Below are 15,240 nucleotides of genomic sequence, written 5' to 3' on the forward strand. Positions count from 1 at the left end.
GCGCCGGGTTCTTACCCTACTTTAAGGAAGCTTTAAAAAGATCTGCAGCTTCTTTAATATGCATCCATAATCATCCTTCTGGTGACCCGTCACCGAGTAGAGAAGACATTGAGGTAACAAAACGGTTATCAGAATGTGGAAAGGTGTTAGGCATAGAACTTTTGGACCATCTTATCATTGGTGAACAAAAATTTGTTAGTCTGAAAGAAAAAGGCTACATGTAATACTTTTTTTTTTGAGCAATTACGATATAATAAGTCTTATGGGTTTTTTAGGGTCACCAAAAAAGCTCATGTTTTTATGGAAGATGAAGAAAAGTTACGAAAAAGAACTCACTTGTTAGTAACGAGCAAGCTAACCTCAAAAAGAAGAAAGTTGCATTCTGTCAATTTTCATAAAAATAAGCAAAAGCATATTTCGTTTCAGAAAGGAAGATACACCCTATGTTCGGTATTGGTACAAGAGACCTTGGAATAGATTTGGGGACTGCAAACACACTTGTGTTTGTTAAAGGAAGAGGAATTGTTGTTAGGGAGCCATCTGTAGTTGCTCTGCAAACAGACACAAAGCAAATTGTTGCCGTTGGTAATGATGCAAAAAACATGATCGGACGTACGCCAGGAAATGTCGTTGCCCTTCGACCAATGAAGGATGGCGTTATTGCGGATTATGAAACAACAGCAACAATGATGAAGTATTATATTAAGCAAGCAACGAAAACAAAAGGTGTTTTCTCAAGAAAGCCTTATGTTATGGTTTGTGTTCCTTCAGGTATAACAGCGGTAGAGGAAAGAGCAGTTATTGATGCAACAAGACAAGCAGGTGCCCGTGATGCTTATACAATAGAAGAGCCATTTGCTGCTGCTATCGGTGCAAATCTGCCTGTTTGGGAACCAACAGGTAGTATGGTTGTTGATATTGGTGGAGGAACGACGGAAGTAGCCATTATTTCACTAGGTGGAATTGTTACAAGTCAATCAATTCGTGTTGCCGGTGATGAAATGGATGAGGCTATTACTACATACATTCGCAAAACATATAACTTAATGATTGGTGATCGTACGGCTGAAGCGATCAAAGTAGAAATTGGTTCAGCAGGTTCTCCTGATGGCGTGGAAAACATGGATATTCGTGGACGTGACTTATTAACAGGATTACCGAAAACAATTGAGATTACGGCTGAGGAAATTGCCGAAGCCCTAAAAGACACGGTTTATATGATTGTTGATTCAGTGAAAAATACATTGGAAAAAACTCCACCAGAGCTTGCTGCGGATATTATGGATCGTGGAATTGTGTTAACAGGAGGGGGAGCCCTTCTTCGCAACCTTGATAAGGTGATTGGTGAAGAAACGAATATGCCGGTATTAATTGCAGAAGATCCGTTAGATTGTGTTGCAATCGGAACAGGTAAAGCTTTAGAGCATATTCATTTGTTTAAAAATAAAGCTAGAGACAGTCGTTAACTTTTGTAAGCAATAGTTTTATAAATCAGGCTGGTACTGACTCGCAGTGCTGGCTCTGTTTTATGTTAGTAAGAAGAATAAGATTCTCCTGCAATAATAGGATAAAAAAGACAAAGGTTTTCGCCATTCTACTTGGCGCTAAGCCGAGTTTTTCTACTAAATTAGAAATAAGAGGGTGTTCATCATGCCACAGTTTTTTCTAAATAAACGCCTTATCTTGTTACTAGTAAGTGTGATCGTTTTAGTGGCATTGATTGGTTTTTCTTTAAAAGATAATCGAGAGCTATCATGGCCGGAACAATTTTTGCAAGACACCGTAAGTGTTTTTCAATCAATTTTTCATAAGCCTGCAACATACGTATCAAACTTCTTTGAAAATGTGAACGATTTAAAAAATACGTATGAAGAAAATGAGCTACTAAAAAGTAGACTTGATGAATATATGCAGCTTGAAGCTGATTTACAAGAGTACAAAATTGAAAATGAAAAACTAAAGGCTGAGCTTGGAAAGGTTGCCGATTTAAGGGATTATAATCCAATATTTTCAGCTGTTATAGGTCGAAATCCAGATAAATGGTATGACTATGTATCCATTGATAAAGGAGAACAAGACGGGGTTGAGCCGAACATGGCTGTTGTCACAGCACAGGGACTGGTTGGGAAAGTAAAATCAACCTCTCAATTCACATCGACTGTACAACTTTTAAGTGCAACAGATTTGAAAAATCGAATATCAGCTGAGGTGCAACCACTGCCAGTAGCAGATGGTGATGAAAAAGAAAACGACACAACTAAAAATAATGAGAAAATTACAGGGTTAATTGAAGGTTATGACGAAGAAAAAGGAGCCCTTCTGCTTCGTCGAATTGAATCAAATGTTAAGCTTGTGGAAGGTCAAAAAGTCATAACAGCAGGCATAGGAGGAGTTTTCCCTGGAGGAATTCTTATTGGGGAGATTACCGAAGTAGAGCCTGATTCTTATGGGTTGGAACAAATGGCCTATGTAAAGCCTGCAGCTAATTTTTACGATATTGACCGGGTATGGGTAGCGAAGCGAAACGCAGCATCAGAAGATCCGGTGGAAGCATTGGCTGAAGAGGAGGAGGAGGAATCTTGAGACGTTTCATTCTTCCTTTTCTTGTCTTTTTTTCTTTTATAAGTGAAAGCATCTTTGCACATTTAGTTTCACTTTCATTTATATCCGAAGATTATATATTTGTTCCGAGATTTATTTTAATTTTTGTCATTTTCATAACTGTATACTTAAATCGTACCCAAGGTATGTTATTTGGCTTTATATTTGGACTTTTACACGATATTATTTATATTGAAGTCATGGGAATTTATCTTTTTGCATACGGATTCTTGGCCTATCTTATATCAAAGGCAATGAAGGTACTACATGGACACGTATTAATTGTATTATTTCTTACTCTCTTAGCTATATCTGTGCTTGAATACTATGTTTATGGAATTAACTATTTAATTGATGCAACAAAAATGTCTCTCTATGATTTTACAACGTTAAGGTTACTTCCAACCTTGGCAATGAATCTTGTTGTTGCTGGTTTATTTATTTATCCATTAAAAACATTTTTAACGAAATTAAAGTTGGCAGAGTCAGAGGATTAAGATTAACTGGCAATGAGGTTCCTATAACATTCAATATAAAATGAATGATATGATTACAATAGAAAAACTCGGCTTATTATCAAGTTCTATGGCAAAAGTCTTAGTTTTTCATATACTATCTTTCCTAAAATCTTATATTATTTGATAGTATAAAAAGGATTTAGAGCATTTCTGTCGAATAGTAAAATCGTTGAGGTGAACGTCATGAAGGTCCAAAAACAGCAATATGTTACGATAAAAGGCACTAAAGATGGCTTAACGTTACATCTCGATGATTCATGTTCTTTTGACCAATTGCTCCAGGAGCTTGAGGAAATGCTGTCTTTAAAGCAATATGTTCAACAAGGCGGTCCGGTTATTGGAGTTAATGTAAAGGTTGGAAATCGTTTCATAGATAAGAATCAGCGAGAAAAACTAGAATCGGTTATTAAGCAGAAGCGGAATCTTTTGGTAGAGTCAATTGATAGTAATGTTATGACGAAGGATGAGGCACTAAGATTAAAAAGAGAGACGGAGATCGTTTCTATTACGAAAATTGTGCGCTCCGGTCAAGTTCTTAAGGTGAATGGAGATCTACTGCTAATAGGTGATGTGAATCCAGGTGGAACAGTAAGTGCCACTGGGAATATTTTTGTTCTAGGAGCGTTAAGAGGTATTGCGCATGCTGGTGTAAATGGAAATCAACAAGCTGTAATTGCTGCTTCAATAATGAAGCCAACACAGCTGCGCATCGGTGAGGTTATTAATCGGGCTCCAGATCATATACCAAACGAAGGTAATGAGATGGAATGTGCTTATATTAATGAAGACGAAGAAATGGTAATTGAGAGATTACAGCAACTTACTCATCTACGACCGAATTTAACGAGGTTTGAAGGGGGAATCTAACAATGGGTGAAGCAATTGTCATTACCTCAGGTAAAGGTGGCGTTGGTAAGACAACGACATCGGCAAATATTGGGACAGCTTTAGCTATATTAGGCAAACGAGTTTGTCTAGTAGATACAGACATCGGTCTTCGAAACCTGGATGTTGTAATGGGGCTTGAGAACCGAATTATTTATGATTTAGTAGATGTGGTTGAAGGTCGTTGTAAAATGCATCAGGCACTTGTAAAGGACAAGCGTTTTGAGGATTTACTATATTTATTACCTGCTGCGCAAACAAGTGATAAAACGGCTGTTAAACCGGAACAAATGAAAAAGCTCATTAATGAATTAAAACAAGATTATGATTATATCGTTATTGACTGTCCTGCTGGCATCGAACAAGGATATAAAAATGCGGTGGCCGGTGCGGATAAAGCAATTGTTGTTACAACACCTGAAATTTCAGCTGTTCGTGATGCAGACCGAATTATTGGGTTACTAGAACAAGAAGAAATTGAACCACCTAAACTTATTGTTAATCGAATTCGCAACCATTTAGTGAAAAATGGAGATATGCTTGATGTAGATGAAATAGTGACACATTTATCGATTGATTTAATCGGCATTGTCGCTGATGATGATGATGTTATTAAGGCATCTAACAATGGTGAGCCGATTGCGATGAATCCAGATAACCGTGCAGCAATTGCCTACAGAAATATTGCTCGTCGAATTCTTGGAGAATCCGTCCCATTACAATCTTTAGAAGATCAAAATAAAGGGATGTTTGTAAAACTAAAAAAATTCTTCGGTGTACGAGTTTAAATACTAGATTTATAGATTAAATGACTGGTGTCTTAATTCTAACCATTTTACAATGGTGAATTTTGATACCGGTCATTTTTTGTTCATATCCTGGCAGGACAAGGCATACACTTGTACAAACTTGCTAAAAGGATGGATGGGGATGAGTCATCGAGCGGATGAAGTAAGAAAAAGAATTGCAAAGCGGAAACGCGAAAAAGGTTTATCAAATGGAAATAGTCACGAACCAAGTCGTACCTCCTTATTTATAAGTGATGAAGAGCGATATGGTGGTATTTATTCTCCTCCTACATATGAGGGGGGACCTGGCAAGCCAAACGGAGGACACCCACTCTTTCGAACAGAAGTATTTATGTTTAAGATCTTATTTTCTGCTATATTGGTTCTTGTCACAGCGATTGTCTTTAAAAATGGAGCACCGATGTTTGATCAAGCTAAATCGGTAATCAATTATTCACTTGAGGAAGAGTTTCAATTTGCGACTGTATCTAAATGGTATCAAGATCAGTTTGGAGAACCACTAGCTTTATTTCAACCAAAGGACGAAAACAAAACAGAGACAGAGAACGATACTCAAATGGTACAACTTGCTGTACCGGCCTCAGGTAAGGTGTTAGAGTCATTTAAAGACAATGGACAAGGAATAATGGTGGAAACGAATCGACCATCTGTTGAAGCGATGAATGAGGGGATTATCATCGAAGCTGGCGAAAAAGATCAAACAGGGCTTACGATTGTTCTTCAACATGCTGATGGCACAAAGTCATGGTATGGAAACTTAGATAAAGTGGATGTTGCTCTTTATGACTATGTTGAAAAAGGTAAGGAGTTAGGTAAAATAAAACTTTCTGAAAATCAAAAAGGAACGTATTATTTTGCGATTAAAAAGGGCGATGCATTTATAGACCCAATTCAGGTGATTCAATTTGAGTAAATATCTTTCACTTCTACAAAAAATTCATATACATCCTTTGTTATGGGTCATGATTGCTATTAGTATCGTTACTGCAAATTTCAAACCCCTCTTCTTTTTAATGATTATTATTTTTGTACATGAAATGGGCCATGCAATAAGTGCTCATTTTTTTTCTTGGAGGATAAAAAATATTATGCTTCTCCCATTTGGTGGGGTTGCCGAGGTTGATGAACATGGTAATCGCTCATTAAAAGAAGAGTTTATTGTGGTGCTTGCAGGTCCTATCCAGCATCTTTGGCTTCAAGGTACAGTTTTTCTATTGTATTTTTTCGGGTTCGTAAACCCGGATGATTATCAACTGTTTTCGTTTTATAATATGACCATTCTTCTTTTTAATTTATTACCAATCTGGCCCCTTGATGGCGGAAAGCTGTTATTTATTTTATTCTCAAATTTTTGGTCATATCAAAAAGCCCACTTTCATATGATGATTTCTTCTCTTATCTTTTTAGGATTATACGTAGTGAGTACGGTGTTGTTTTCACCAACACATCTTAATATGTGGATCATTACTACTTTCCTTATTTATAGTTTGTATCATGAACATAAAAACAGAATGTACAGTTGTCTACGATTTTTAATGGAAAGATATTATGGAAAACAGGCATCAATTAATCATATAAAGCCAATTGTTGTGGAAGAAAATGAGCTCATTTATGATGTGCTTCTTCAATTTCAAAGAGGCTGTAAGCACTTAATAATTGTTGAAAGAGATGGCGTGAAGATTTCTCAAATGGATGAAAATGAGTTACTGCATGCTTATTTTGCTGATAAATTAACAGATTCAAAAATAGGTGATCTTGTGTATGCCTATTAATTCTCTTGTCCATGTTATGGTATAGTAAAATTACACTTACGTTGAATTTAAGTTAGAGAAAGAGAGTTCATAACTGTGAGAAGAATAATCATAAATGAAAAAACAAAAGAAACAAGATGTGCTGTTCTTGAGGAAGAGCAACTCGTTGAAATCCATCAATCATATTCCTCAGAAGATGAAATTGTAGGAAATATTTTTGCAGGTCGTGTTAAAAAGGTTTTGCCAGGTATGCAGGCTGCGTTTGTTGATATCGGATTACCTCATAACGGCTATTTGCATCGTAATGATTTGGTGAGCTTTCAACTTGCCGAATCTTCTACAAAATCATCCGTCTCTCATTATGTTAGAGAAGGTGAGCTGCTGCTTGTTCAAGTGGTTAAAAGCGGAACAGATCAAAAAGGACCTAAACTAACAACAAATATTGAATTTGGTGGCAGTCATTTAGTGTATATGCCTTATGGCAATTATAAAGCTGTGTCTAAAAAGATCACAGATGAAACAGAGAGAAATCGCCTTTTGGCTCTTACAGAGGAATTTTGTAAGAATCAAGAGGGGATTCTTTTGCGTACGGCAAGCAAAGGGAAATCCAAGAAAGATTTAGAAGAAGAGTATAATAGTCTGAAGATGAAGTTTGAACAAGTGAAAAAGATAGCTATTTCGAAGCCACAATGTGTATATGAAGCAAGGAGTTTTGTTGATCGTCTTATGAATGAAATGTCTATCAGGAAGGAAGACACGTTAATTAGTGATCAACTTGAACGTGTGCAGAGCCTTAAAACAGAATACCCCGAGTCATCAATCGTTTATCATGATAAAAAGGAGGGAATATTCTCATTTTATAAAATCGAGCAGGAAATAGAGAAATTATTGAAACAAATTGTTTGGTTAAAGAACGGTGCATACATCATTATTGAGCAAACAGAGGCCATGACGATAATTGACGTAAATACCGGGAAATTTTCCGGGAAATTATCGATGCGTGACACCGTTTTGAAAACAAATGAATTGGCCGCAATTGAGGCTGCAAAACAAATTCGCCTTCGTAATCATAGTGGCATTATTTTAATTGATTTTATTGATATGAAGCAAAAGGAAGATCGACAGTTTATTGAAGAAACAGTAAAGAAACAAATGAAACAAGACCGTGTACAGCATAAGGTTTTAGGATTTACCGAGTTAAATATTTTACAAATAACAAGGAAAAAGGTTCGACAACCTGTCGATATTTCTATAACCGAACCATGTAGACTTTGCAAAGGTACAGGGCGAATGCCATCAGCAGAAGCTATCGCTTTTAAGCTTGAACGGGAACTATGGGAATATCAGTTTATGGATGAGGAAGCTGTGTGGATTGAAGCAACTAATGATGTTATACACTTGTTAGCCGGTGAAAATAATGAACATCTTATAAAACTTGAGGAAATATTAAAAATAACTATTATATGTTCTGAGTATCATACCTCGAACCCAAGCTATCGGATAAAACAGTTTGGCGATTATCAATCAATAATGGAAAGGGTTCGCACATATTCAAAGTAAAATAAAGTTTAAAGAAAAATCTATTGCATAATCTTTATGTTTTTGATAATATGTTTAATGTTATGACTTGTAGCGCACCGTGCTACAACCGCTCAAAATATGGTAGTAAGTAATGCTATGGCATTCACCTGATTTTGGCGAGTCTTAGTCTATAGGAGGTGCAGAGAATGTACGCAATTATCGAAACTGGTGGTAAACAAATCAAGGTTGAAGAAGGTCAAGTTATCTACGTTGAAAAACTAGCTGCTGACCAAGGTGAAACTGTTACGTTTGACAAAGTTTTATTTGTAGGTGGAGACAACGTTCAAGTTGGTAGCCCAACTGTAAGTGGTGCTTCTGTTACGGCTAAAGTTGAAAAACAAGGTCGTCAAAAGAAAATCACTGTTTTCAAATACAAAGCTAAGAAAAACTACCGTAAAAAGCAAGGTCACCGTCAGCCTTACACAAAAGTTGTTATTGAAAAAATCAACGCGTAAGGCGATTTGAAATGATAAATGCCAAAATTTATCGTTCAAATGAGGGACTAATTACAGCGTTCATCTTATCTGGACATGCTGAATTCGATGAATACGGCAAGGACATTGTTTGCGCTGGAGCATCTGCTGTTACCTTCGGAGCTGTTAATGCAGTTCTCTCGTTAACAAACATTGAACCACAAATTGATCAAGGAGGAGAAGGAGGATATCTCAAAGTAGAAATCCCCGAAAATCTCGATGCATCAACAAGTGACAAAGTTCAATTGTTATTAGAAGGTATGGTTGTTTCATTACAAACAATTGAAAGAGAGTATGGACAATATATTTCGGTAACTCATCATTAAGCAGGAGGTGAAACTTCATGTTAAGATTAGATCTTCAGTTCTTCGCATCTAAGAAAGGGGTAGGTTCGACTAAAAACGGTCGTGACTCTATCTCAAAACGTCTTGGTGCTAAGCGTGCAGATGGTCAGTTCGTTTTTGGTGGTTCAATTCTTTACCGTCAACGCGGTACAAAAATTTACCCAGGTGAAAACGTTGGCCGTGGCGGTGATGATACACTATTCGCAAAAGTTGATGGTGTTGTTAAGTTCGAACGTTTCGGACGTGACCGTAAAAAAGTTAGCGTATATCCAGTAGCTCAAGAAGCTTAATTTTACGAAAAACTCTAACCGGCTAGGTTAGAGTTTTTTAATTAAATGGTTATGTTCATGTAGTAATATCCAATTGAATCTATAGTGATAAAAAACAACAATTAGAACAGTACATAAGCTCTCTATTCTTATTCAACTCTACTACACGTCACGTATTTTCAACTTCATTTAATACAATTCTTCTTAAATTAGAAATTACTCCTTAAGTTCTAATACAATGTTTGTTATAATTTTTAATACAGCCTAAAAATAAGTATAACTCCTTTATGAAAATGATTTTAATTAAATAGTAGGAGAAATTGTATGAAAAACAATCAAAATGATATGAATATTATTGATCTTTTAAGTCATTCCCGGCATGACTGGATGAATAAATTGCAGTTAATTAAGGGTAATATGTCACTACAAAAATATGATCGTGTTCAGGATATTATTGAAGAGATTGTCATTGAAGCACAGCAAGAATCAAAGTTGTGTAATCTGCACATGCCTTTATTTGCAAGTTACCTCATGACGTTTAATTGGTATAGTCATCATTTTACATTAGAATATGAAGTTTTAGGTGATATAAAGAGCTTTTCACACTATGATGAACCAATTACAAAATGGAGTAAGGAATTTTTGGATATACTAGATAACACCGTTGATTACTCGGGTGAAAATCATGTAAGTATTACTTTGAATACAGGTCATTCTAATGAAGAAGGAATTCGTTTCTTTTTTGATTTTGAAGGCATACTAAAAGATAAAGAGCAAATAAAGAATTGGTTTGAAAGATCAGGGAATCATGCTATTCAGGTAGATGAACTGGAAATTAGTACATACCAGATAACGGTGGCGTTATCACTCATGTGATTCCAATTACTCATTTTCTTTAATAGTGAGCTGAATATAAGCTTACTTTATGTATAGGTATGTAGAACGGAGGAAGACAAATGTTTGTCGATCAGGTCAAGGTTTATGTAAAAGGTGGCGACGGTGGAAACGGAATGGTTGCCTTTCGTCGCGAGAAGTATGTTCCAAAGGGAGGTCCTGCTGGTGGTGATGGCGGCAACGGAGCTGACGTTGTTTTTGAAGTAGAAGAAGGACTACGAACGTTAATGGACTTTAGATACAAACGTCATTTTAAGGCACCTCGTGGAGAACATGGCATGTCAAAAAATCAACATGGTAAAAATTCTTCACCAATGATTGTAAAAGTTCCACCAGGGACTGTTGTGACAGATGAAGTAACAGGACAAGTTATCGCCGATTTAACTGAACATGGACAACAAGCGGTTATAGCAAAAGGTGGCCGTGGTGGTAGAGGGAATAGTCGATTTGCTACCCCTGCAAACCCTGCTCCAGAGCTTTCAGAAAACGGAGAACCAGGTATTGAGCGAAATGTTATTTTAGAATTAAAGGTATTAGCTGATGTTGGATTAGTTGGGTTTCCAAGTGTAGGTAAATCTACATTATTATCCGTTGTGTCATCTGCAAAACCTAAAATTGCTGAATATCACTTTACAACTCTAGTTCCAAATTTAGGAATGGTCGAAACGGAAGATGGAAGAAGCTTCGTCATGGCAGACCTTCCAGGATTGATTGAAGGAGCTCATGAGGGTATTGGTTTAGGTCATCAATTCCTTAGACATATTGAAAGAACGCGTGTTATTGTTCATGTGATTGATATGTCCGGGTTAGAGGGAAGAGATCCTTATGAAGACTATTTAACGATTAATGCGGAGTTAAAGGAATATAACTTACGTTTAACAGAAAGACCGCAAATTATTGTAGCCAATAAAATGGACATGCCTGATTCTGAGGAAAATCTTAAATCATTTAAAGAAAAGTTAGAGGAAGATCTACAAATTTTCCCTATTTCGGCCATCACAAGAGAAGGTGTTCGAGAACTATTATACGCAGTTGCAGATGCAATTGAACAAGCTCCAGAATTTCCTCTTTATGAAGAAGAAGAAACAGAAAATCGTGTTGTGTATGAGTTCAAGAAAGAAGAGCCGAATTTTGCTATTTCTCGTGACAGTGAAGGGGCATATGTTCTAACAGGAGAGAAAATCGAAAAACTCTTCAAAATGACAGATTTCTCTCGAGAAGAGTCTGTGAGACGATTTGCACGTCAGCTTCGCGGCTTGGGTGTTGATGAAGCATTGCGTGAACGTGGAGCAGAAGATGGAGACATTGTGAAATTAATGGATTATGAATTTGAATTCGTTGAATAGCAGATTAAACTAAGCTAGTAGGGAGCTGAACGTTAGCTCTCTTTTTTTATGTCTTAATTAAAACCTATACATATATTTTGGTCAATTTATAAGGAAATTTCGTTTTTCTTCTGAAAAAAGGAAGAAATTTAGCCAATATTGTGATAAATTATCTACATTGAGAAAAAAGTGGGAGGGAAATCATGAAGGACGATACCTTTTATTTGGTGCGTGAGGATATATTACCTGAAGCGATGAAAAAAACACTTGAGGTAAAGAAGTTAATAGAAAGAGGGAAGGTAGACTCTGTAGCTGAAGCTGTGCAGCGTGTTGATATGAGCCGTAGCGCTTTTTATAAATATCGAGATGCTGTGTTTCCGTTTCACACAATGGTTAAAGAAAAACTGATTACCCTTTTTTTTCACTTAGAAGATCGTAGTGGTACACTTTCTCATTTGTTATCTGTTGTCGCAAATGCTGGTTGTAATGTGTTAACGATACATCAAACGATTCCAATTCAAGGCCGTGCTAATGTAACGCTATCACTTAATACTAATGGGATGACAGAAGAAATAAATCAGCTTATGTCCAAGCTAAGAAGATTAGAGTTTGTTGAAAAGGTTGAGATTTTAGGGCAAGGAGCATAAGGAGTTGAATGGAAGTTGGCAATTAAGGTAGGTTTTTTAGGTCCGAAAGCAACATTTACCCACTTAGCTGTTCAATCATATTTTGGAGATGACATTGAGCAAGTAGCTTACTCCACAATACCGCAATGTATTGATGCAGTAGCTGGTGGGGAGATTGATTTTGCCGTCGTACCTACCGAAAATGCACTTGAAGGATCAGTAAATTTAACGATAGACTATTTAATCCATGAGCAACCATTATATATAGTAGGGGAAATTGTTTCACCAATCGAGCAACACTTTATGGTTCATCCTGCTAATAGAGAGAAGTGGGAACAAGTGAATCGTGTTTATTCTCATTCCCATGCTATTGCTCAATGTCATAAATTTTTGCATAAAACGTTTAAAGGCATTACATATGACTATGCTACATCAACTGGAGCAGCAGCTTACTATGTGAGTCAGCATTCCGAAGAACTTGTCGCAGCTATTGCAAACAAGCTAGCAGCAGAGGAATATGGTTTAGAAATAGTAAAGGCAAATATTCATGATTATCATTATAATCATACTCGTTTTGCTATTGTTCATCCGTCTCTTGATGGGGAGTATCCAAGCTCAAAATTGGTGTCGGAGAAGGAAAAAACAACATTAATGGTTACCTTGCCATCTGATCAGTCAGGTGCGTTGCATCAAGTGTTATCCGCGTTTACCTGGCGGAAGCTAAACCTTTCGAAAATCGAATCTAGACCAATGAAAACCGGTTTAGGAAACTACTTTTTTATCATTGATATTGATATGAAAGTAGATGAAGTCTTAATACCAGGAGCGATCTCAGAATTGGAAGCACTTGGCTGCGGCGTAAAGCTGTTAGGTACTTATGATGCTTATATGATTAAGCAGGGTGCAGAAAAAGAGGCAAAATAAGAAAAGTGATCTCCTTACTTGAATAACCGATGGTTTAAATAAGCGGAGTTTTTCCGGTTAGACTGAAGAATGAGCTTGGTTCGGGGAAATAAGCGGAATTTTCCCCGTTAAGCAAACTAAAATGGTTCCTTTTCATCTTTTTTGATTAAATAAGCGGAATCTTTCCGTCTATTACATCTATTTTTCGTGCTATTTCCTCAATAAGAGGAATCTCTCCGCTTATTTTAGTAGCTTATTTCCTGGTGATCCATGAAGATTTGGTAATCGCTTAATCGGGTGCTTCACTTGGTGTAAAAAATGCTTGGAGTATCTCCAAGCATTTTTCTTTGCTGATTTTCTTACCAAATTGCTTTTTAAGCCTAGCACGAATTACTATACGAAATGTAATGTTAATTCGTATAGTGTACTTTTGCGTCACCTTTATTCTTTTACTAAAAATCCAGCCTTACTTAACTCTTCACAAGCTAGATCTAATTTTTCGCTTGTATCTGCCTGCAACGTATGAAGGTGTAGACCTTCTGTTAATTGTGATAAATAAGCAGCATTATGCTGATTGATTTTTTTCATGAATTCTTTTACATCATTTCGATTTCCAACCATAATAGATGCTGTTAAGTCACCGTAAACAGGATGTTCAACAATAACATCTTTGATGAAAACACCGTGATCCACCAGAATGGTTAGTTCCTCTTCTGTTCGTTCAGGATTATGACTACATGCAATAATACGTTCATGCAATTTTTGTTCATTCGCTTCTTTATTTAAATAAACATAGCCTTGACTTGTTGCCATAATTGGATGGTTTTTGGCTTTTAGTAGCGAAATATCCTGTACAATAACTTGTCTGCTCACATTCGCTAAAGTTGCCAGCTCTCCACCCGTGATGGGCTCCTCGGCATTTATTAGTCTGTCTAATAATAGGCTTCTTCGTTCTTCTCCTAATATTTTATCTTTCATTTTCATTCCTCCAGAGTACACTCTATACACTAGTAAACCATTGCTTTTTATATTCCATCAAGTTTTTTAGAAATTTTCTACAATTCTTATTAAAATATCAGTAAAACGTCTAATATGTTCTTCCGTAGTATCCTTTCCGAAAGACGCCCTAATAAATTGCTTTGCTTCTTGATCACTATATCCTAATGCAACAACAGATTTCGGGGGAGCCTGCATTCCGACTTGACATGCACTTCCTGTTGATACAGCAAAGCCAAACCGATTACATTCGAGCATGACATATTGTCCCTCGATTCCCTTGACCATAATAGGCAGTATGTTTGGCAGGGAGTGAAACTTGTCATCCCAGTTTAATATAGTTATTTTTTCCTTATAAGGCTGAAGTAACTCAATAAACAAATTTTTTAACTTTTGATAGTGATTGTAGAAGTCATTTCTATTAGTCATTATATCATTGGCTGCTGTTGCAAATGCTGCAGCAGCAGGAACATCGACTGTTCCAGGTCGAAACCCGAATTCGTGTGTTGTACCTGGTATGACAGGGTGCCAATGAATAGATGGATTTATATATGCTGCCCCGATTCCTTTAGGGCCGTAAATTTTGTGACTTGAAATTGATATTGCATCAATATTGGTAACATTCAGAGGTATTTTTCCAAATGTTTGAACACAATCACTATGAAAAATAATTCCCATTTCTTTTAAAGATAGTCCAATTTCTTCAATAGGCTGTATGCTTCCTATCTCTGAATTACCGTGTTGAATAGAGACAAGTCCTGTATCACTCTTTATTGCCTTTTTTACTGAAGATAATGAAATGTTCCCATATTTATCAGGAGATAAGAAAGTTACTTCAAACCCTTCAGATTCTAGCTTTTTGAAATAAGTAAAAAGCGAAGAATGCTCCATTACAGTGGTAATCAAATGTTTTTTGTTAGAATCTAAGCCATTTAATAAAGATTGAACAGCAACTATATTTGCTTCACTACCTCCGCTTGTAAAATAAACGCCTTTTTCATTTCCGCCAATAGAATCTCCAATGATTTTTCTAGAGGCATGTAGTGTTTTTGCTGAAATTTCCCCAATATCATGTAAGCTACTGCTGTTTCCAAATGCACTTTTTGCGGCTTTCGTATATATGTGAAGAGCATTGTCACTCATTGGTGTTGTTGCTGCATAGTCAAGATAAATCACGGTATCACCCCTATTATTCTAATAATCTTATAAAGATAGAAATAAAAACTCTTGTCATTATTTTAAATTTATGTAAATATAGGTGTCAA

18 protein-coding genes and 1 other annotated feature are annotated in these 15,240 nt (G+C 36.4%); of the genes, 16 read left to right on the forward strand and 2 right to left on the reverse strand.

What is annotated here, in order from left to right:
* The 16 genes from COD11_RS20535 to pheA all read left to right on the forward strand — a co-directional run.
* On the forward strand, positions 1 to 224 hold a 224-nt coding region (locus COD11_RS20535; protein ID WP_304362985.1), incomplete at its 5' end, for a JAB domain-containing protein.
* A gap of 219 nt (positions 225 to 443) precedes the next feature.
* Positions 444 to 1,466 (forward strand): rod shape-determining protein, encoded by a 1,023-nt coding sequence (locus COD11_RS20540; protein WP_098798738.1) that lies wholly within the window; start codon positions 444 to 446, stop codon positions 1,464 to 1,466.
* Between the two features lie 184 nt (positions 1,467 to 1,650).
* Positions 1,651 to 2,583, forward strand: a complete 933-nt coding sequence (gene mreC / locus COD11_RS20545; RefSeq protein ID WP_098798739.1) for a rod shape-determining protein MreC — start codon at positions 1,651 to 1,653, stop codon at positions 2,581 to 2,583.
* Positions 2,580 to 3,098 carry a rod shape-determining protein MreD gene (gene mreD, locus COD11_RS20550; RefSeq protein ID WP_176551169.1) on the forward strand — a complete coding sequence of 173 codons (519 nt, stop codon included), beginning with the start codon at positions 2,580 to 2,582 and terminating at the stop codon, positions 3,096 to 3,098. Before mreC ends, mreD begins: the two co-directional genes overlap by 4 nt.
* 204 nt (positions 3,099 to 3,302) lie before the next feature.
* Positions 3,303 to 3,986, forward strand: coding sequence for a septum site-determining protein MinC (minC, locus tag COD11_RS20555; protein WP_098798741.1), 684 nt, complete (start codon positions 3,303 to 3,305; stop codon positions 3,984 to 3,986).
* 2 nt (positions 3,987 to 3,988) lie between these two features.
* Positions 3,989 to 4,792, forward strand: coding sequence for a septum site-determining protein MinD (gene minD / locus COD11_RS20560; protein ID WP_098798742.1), 804 nt, complete (start codon positions 3,989 to 3,991; stop codon positions 4,790 to 4,792).
* 142 nt (positions 4,793 to 4,934) lie between these two features.
* Positions 4,935 to 5,726: a M23 family metallopeptidase gene (locus COD11_RS20565; RefSeq protein WP_098798744.1), complete on the forward strand. Its 792-nt coding sequence runs from the start codon at positions 4,935 to 4,937 to the stop codon at positions 5,724 to 5,726.
* Between the two features lie 100 nt (positions 5,727 to 5,826).
* Positions 5,827 to 6,585, forward strand: a complete 759-nt coding sequence (locus COD11_RS20570) for a M50 family metallopeptidase (protein WP_369689291.1) — start codon at positions 5,827 to 5,829, stop codon at positions 6,583 to 6,585.
* 75 nt (positions 6,586 to 6,660) lie between these two features.
* Positions 6,661 to 8,124, forward strand: coding sequence for an Rne/Rng family ribonuclease (locus COD11_RS20575; RefSeq protein WP_176551170.1), 1,464 nt, complete (start codon positions 6,661 to 6,663; stop codon positions 8,122 to 8,124).
* Between the two features lie 76 nt (positions 8,125 to 8,200).
* Positions 8,201 to 8,279: a sequence feature (ribosomal protein L21 leader region), on the forward strand.
* Between the two features lie 12 nt (positions 8,280 to 8,291).
* On the forward strand, positions 8,292 to 8,600 hold the full coding sequence (gene rplU, locus COD11_RS20580; RefSeq protein ID WP_098798749.1) for a 50S ribosomal protein L21: 309 nt from the start codon (positions 8,292 to 8,294) through the stop codon (positions 8,598 to 8,600).
* 11 nt (positions 8,601 to 8,611) lie between these two features.
* Positions 8,612 to 8,944: a ribosomal-processing cysteine protease Prp gene (locus COD11_RS20585; RefSeq protein ID WP_098798750.1), complete on the forward strand. Its 333-nt coding sequence runs from the start codon at positions 8,612 to 8,614 to the stop codon at positions 8,942 to 8,944.
* 17 nt (positions 8,945 to 8,961) lie between these two features.
* Positions 8,962 to 9,252 carry a 50S ribosomal protein L27 gene (gene rpmA / locus COD11_RS20590; protein WP_098798752.1) on the forward strand — a complete coding sequence of 97 codons (291 nt, stop codon included), beginning with the start codon at positions 8,962 to 8,964 and terminating at the stop codon, positions 9,250 to 9,252.
* A gap of 303 nt (positions 9,253 to 9,555) precedes the next feature.
* A complete protein-coding gene (locus COD11_RS20595; protein WP_098798753.1) occupies positions 9,556 to 10,107 on the forward strand; it encodes a sporulation initiation phosphotransferase B in 552 nt (183 codons plus the stop codon).
* A gap of 80 nt (positions 10,108 to 10,187) precedes the next feature.
* Entirely contained in the window at positions 10,188 to 11,471 is a 1,284-nt protein-coding gene (gene obgE / locus COD11_RS20600; protein WP_098798755.1) for a GTPase ObgE, read from the forward strand.
* 182 nt (positions 11,472 to 11,653) lie between these two features.
* On the forward strand, positions 11,654 to 12,097 hold the full coding sequence (locus tag COD11_RS20605; RefSeq protein WP_098798757.1) for an ACT domain-containing protein: 444 nt from the start codon (positions 11,654 to 11,656) through the stop codon (positions 12,095 to 12,097).
* Positions 12,098 to 12,118: 21 nt separating this feature from the next.
* The gene (pheA, locus tag COD11_RS20610; RefSeq protein WP_098798782.1) at positions 12,119 to 13,000 is read left to right on the forward strand and encodes a prephenate dehydratase; all 882 of its coding nucleotides are present in this window, start codon (positions 12,119 to 12,121) and stop codon (positions 12,998 to 13,000) included.
* 420 nt (positions 13,001 to 13,420) lie between these two features.
* Here pheA and COD11_RS20615 read toward each other — a convergent pair whose 3' ends face one another.
* Entirely contained in the window at positions 13,421 to 13,963 is a 543-nt protein-coding gene (locus tag COD11_RS20615) for a transcription repressor NadR (RefSeq protein ID WP_098798758.1), read from the reverse strand.
* A gap of 60 nt (positions 13,964 to 14,023) precedes the next feature.
* The gene (locus COD11_RS20620) at positions 14,024 to 15,151 is read right to left on the reverse strand and encodes an IscS subfamily cysteine desulfurase (RefSeq protein WP_098798759.1); all 1,128 of its coding nucleotides are present in this window, start codon (positions 15,149 to 15,151) and stop codon (positions 14,024 to 14,026) included.
* Between the last annotated feature and the right edge of the window lie 89 nt (positions 15,152 to 15,240).

This window comes from Bacillus sp. AFS040349 (genome assembly GCF_002577655.1).
In the GTDB taxonomy this organism is placed as follows: Bacteria; Bacillota; Bacilli; order Bacillales; family Bacillaceae; genus Metabacillus.

What these genes read in the sequence shown, in the direction of transcription:
- COD11_RS20540 (WP_098798738.1), top strand. Translation starts at nt 444, where the DNA reads ATGTTCGGTATTGGTACAAGAGACCTTGGAATAGATTTGGGGACTGCA.
- mreC (WP_098798739.1), top strand. Translation starts at nt 1,651, where the DNA reads ATGCCACAGTTTTTTCTAAATAAACGCCTTATCTTGTTACTAGTAAGT.
- minC (WP_098798741.1), top strand. Translation starts at nt 3,303, where the DNA reads ATGAAGGTCCAAAAACAGCAATATGTTACGATAAAAGGCACTAAAGAT.
- minD (WP_098798742.1), top strand. Translation starts at nt 3,989, where the DNA reads ATGGGTGAAGCAATTGTCATTACCTCAGGTAAAGGTGGCGTTGGTAAG.
- COD11_RS20565 (WP_098798744.1), top strand. Translation starts at nt 4,935, where the DNA reads ATGAGTCATCGAGCGGATGAAGTAAGAAAAAGAATTGCAAAGCGGAAA.
- COD11_RS20570 (WP_369689291.1), top strand. Translation starts at nt 5,827, where the DNA reads ATGATTATTATTTTTGTACATGAAATGGGCCATGCAATAAGTGCTCAT.
- rplU (WP_098798749.1), top strand. Translation starts at nt 8,292, where the DNA reads ATGTACGCAATTATCGAAACTGGTGGTAAACAAATCAAGGTTGAAGAA.
- COD11_RS20585 (WP_098798750.1), top strand. Translation starts at nt 8,612, where the DNA reads ATGATAAATGCCAAAATTTATCGTTCAAATGAGGGACTAATTACAGCG.
- rpmA (WP_098798752.1), top strand. Translation starts at nt 8,962, where the DNA reads ATGTTAAGATTAGATCTTCAGTTCTTCGCATCTAAGAAAGGGGTAGGT.
- COD11_RS20595 (WP_098798753.1), top strand. Translation starts at nt 9,556, where the DNA reads ATGAAAAACAATCAAAATGATATGAATATTATTGATCTTTTAAGTCAT.
- obgE (WP_098798755.1), top strand. Translation starts at nt 10,188, where the DNA reads ATGTTTGTCGATCAGGTCAAGGTTTATGTAAAAGGTGGCGACGGTGGA.
- COD11_RS20605 (WP_098798757.1), top strand. Translation starts at nt 11,654, where the DNA reads ATGAAGGACGATACCTTTTATTTGGTGCGTGAGGATATATTACCTGAA.
- COD11_RS20615 (WP_098798758.1), bottom strand. Translation starts at nt 13,963, where the DNA reads ATGAAAATGAAAGATAAAATATTAGGAGAAGAACGAAGAAGCCTATTA.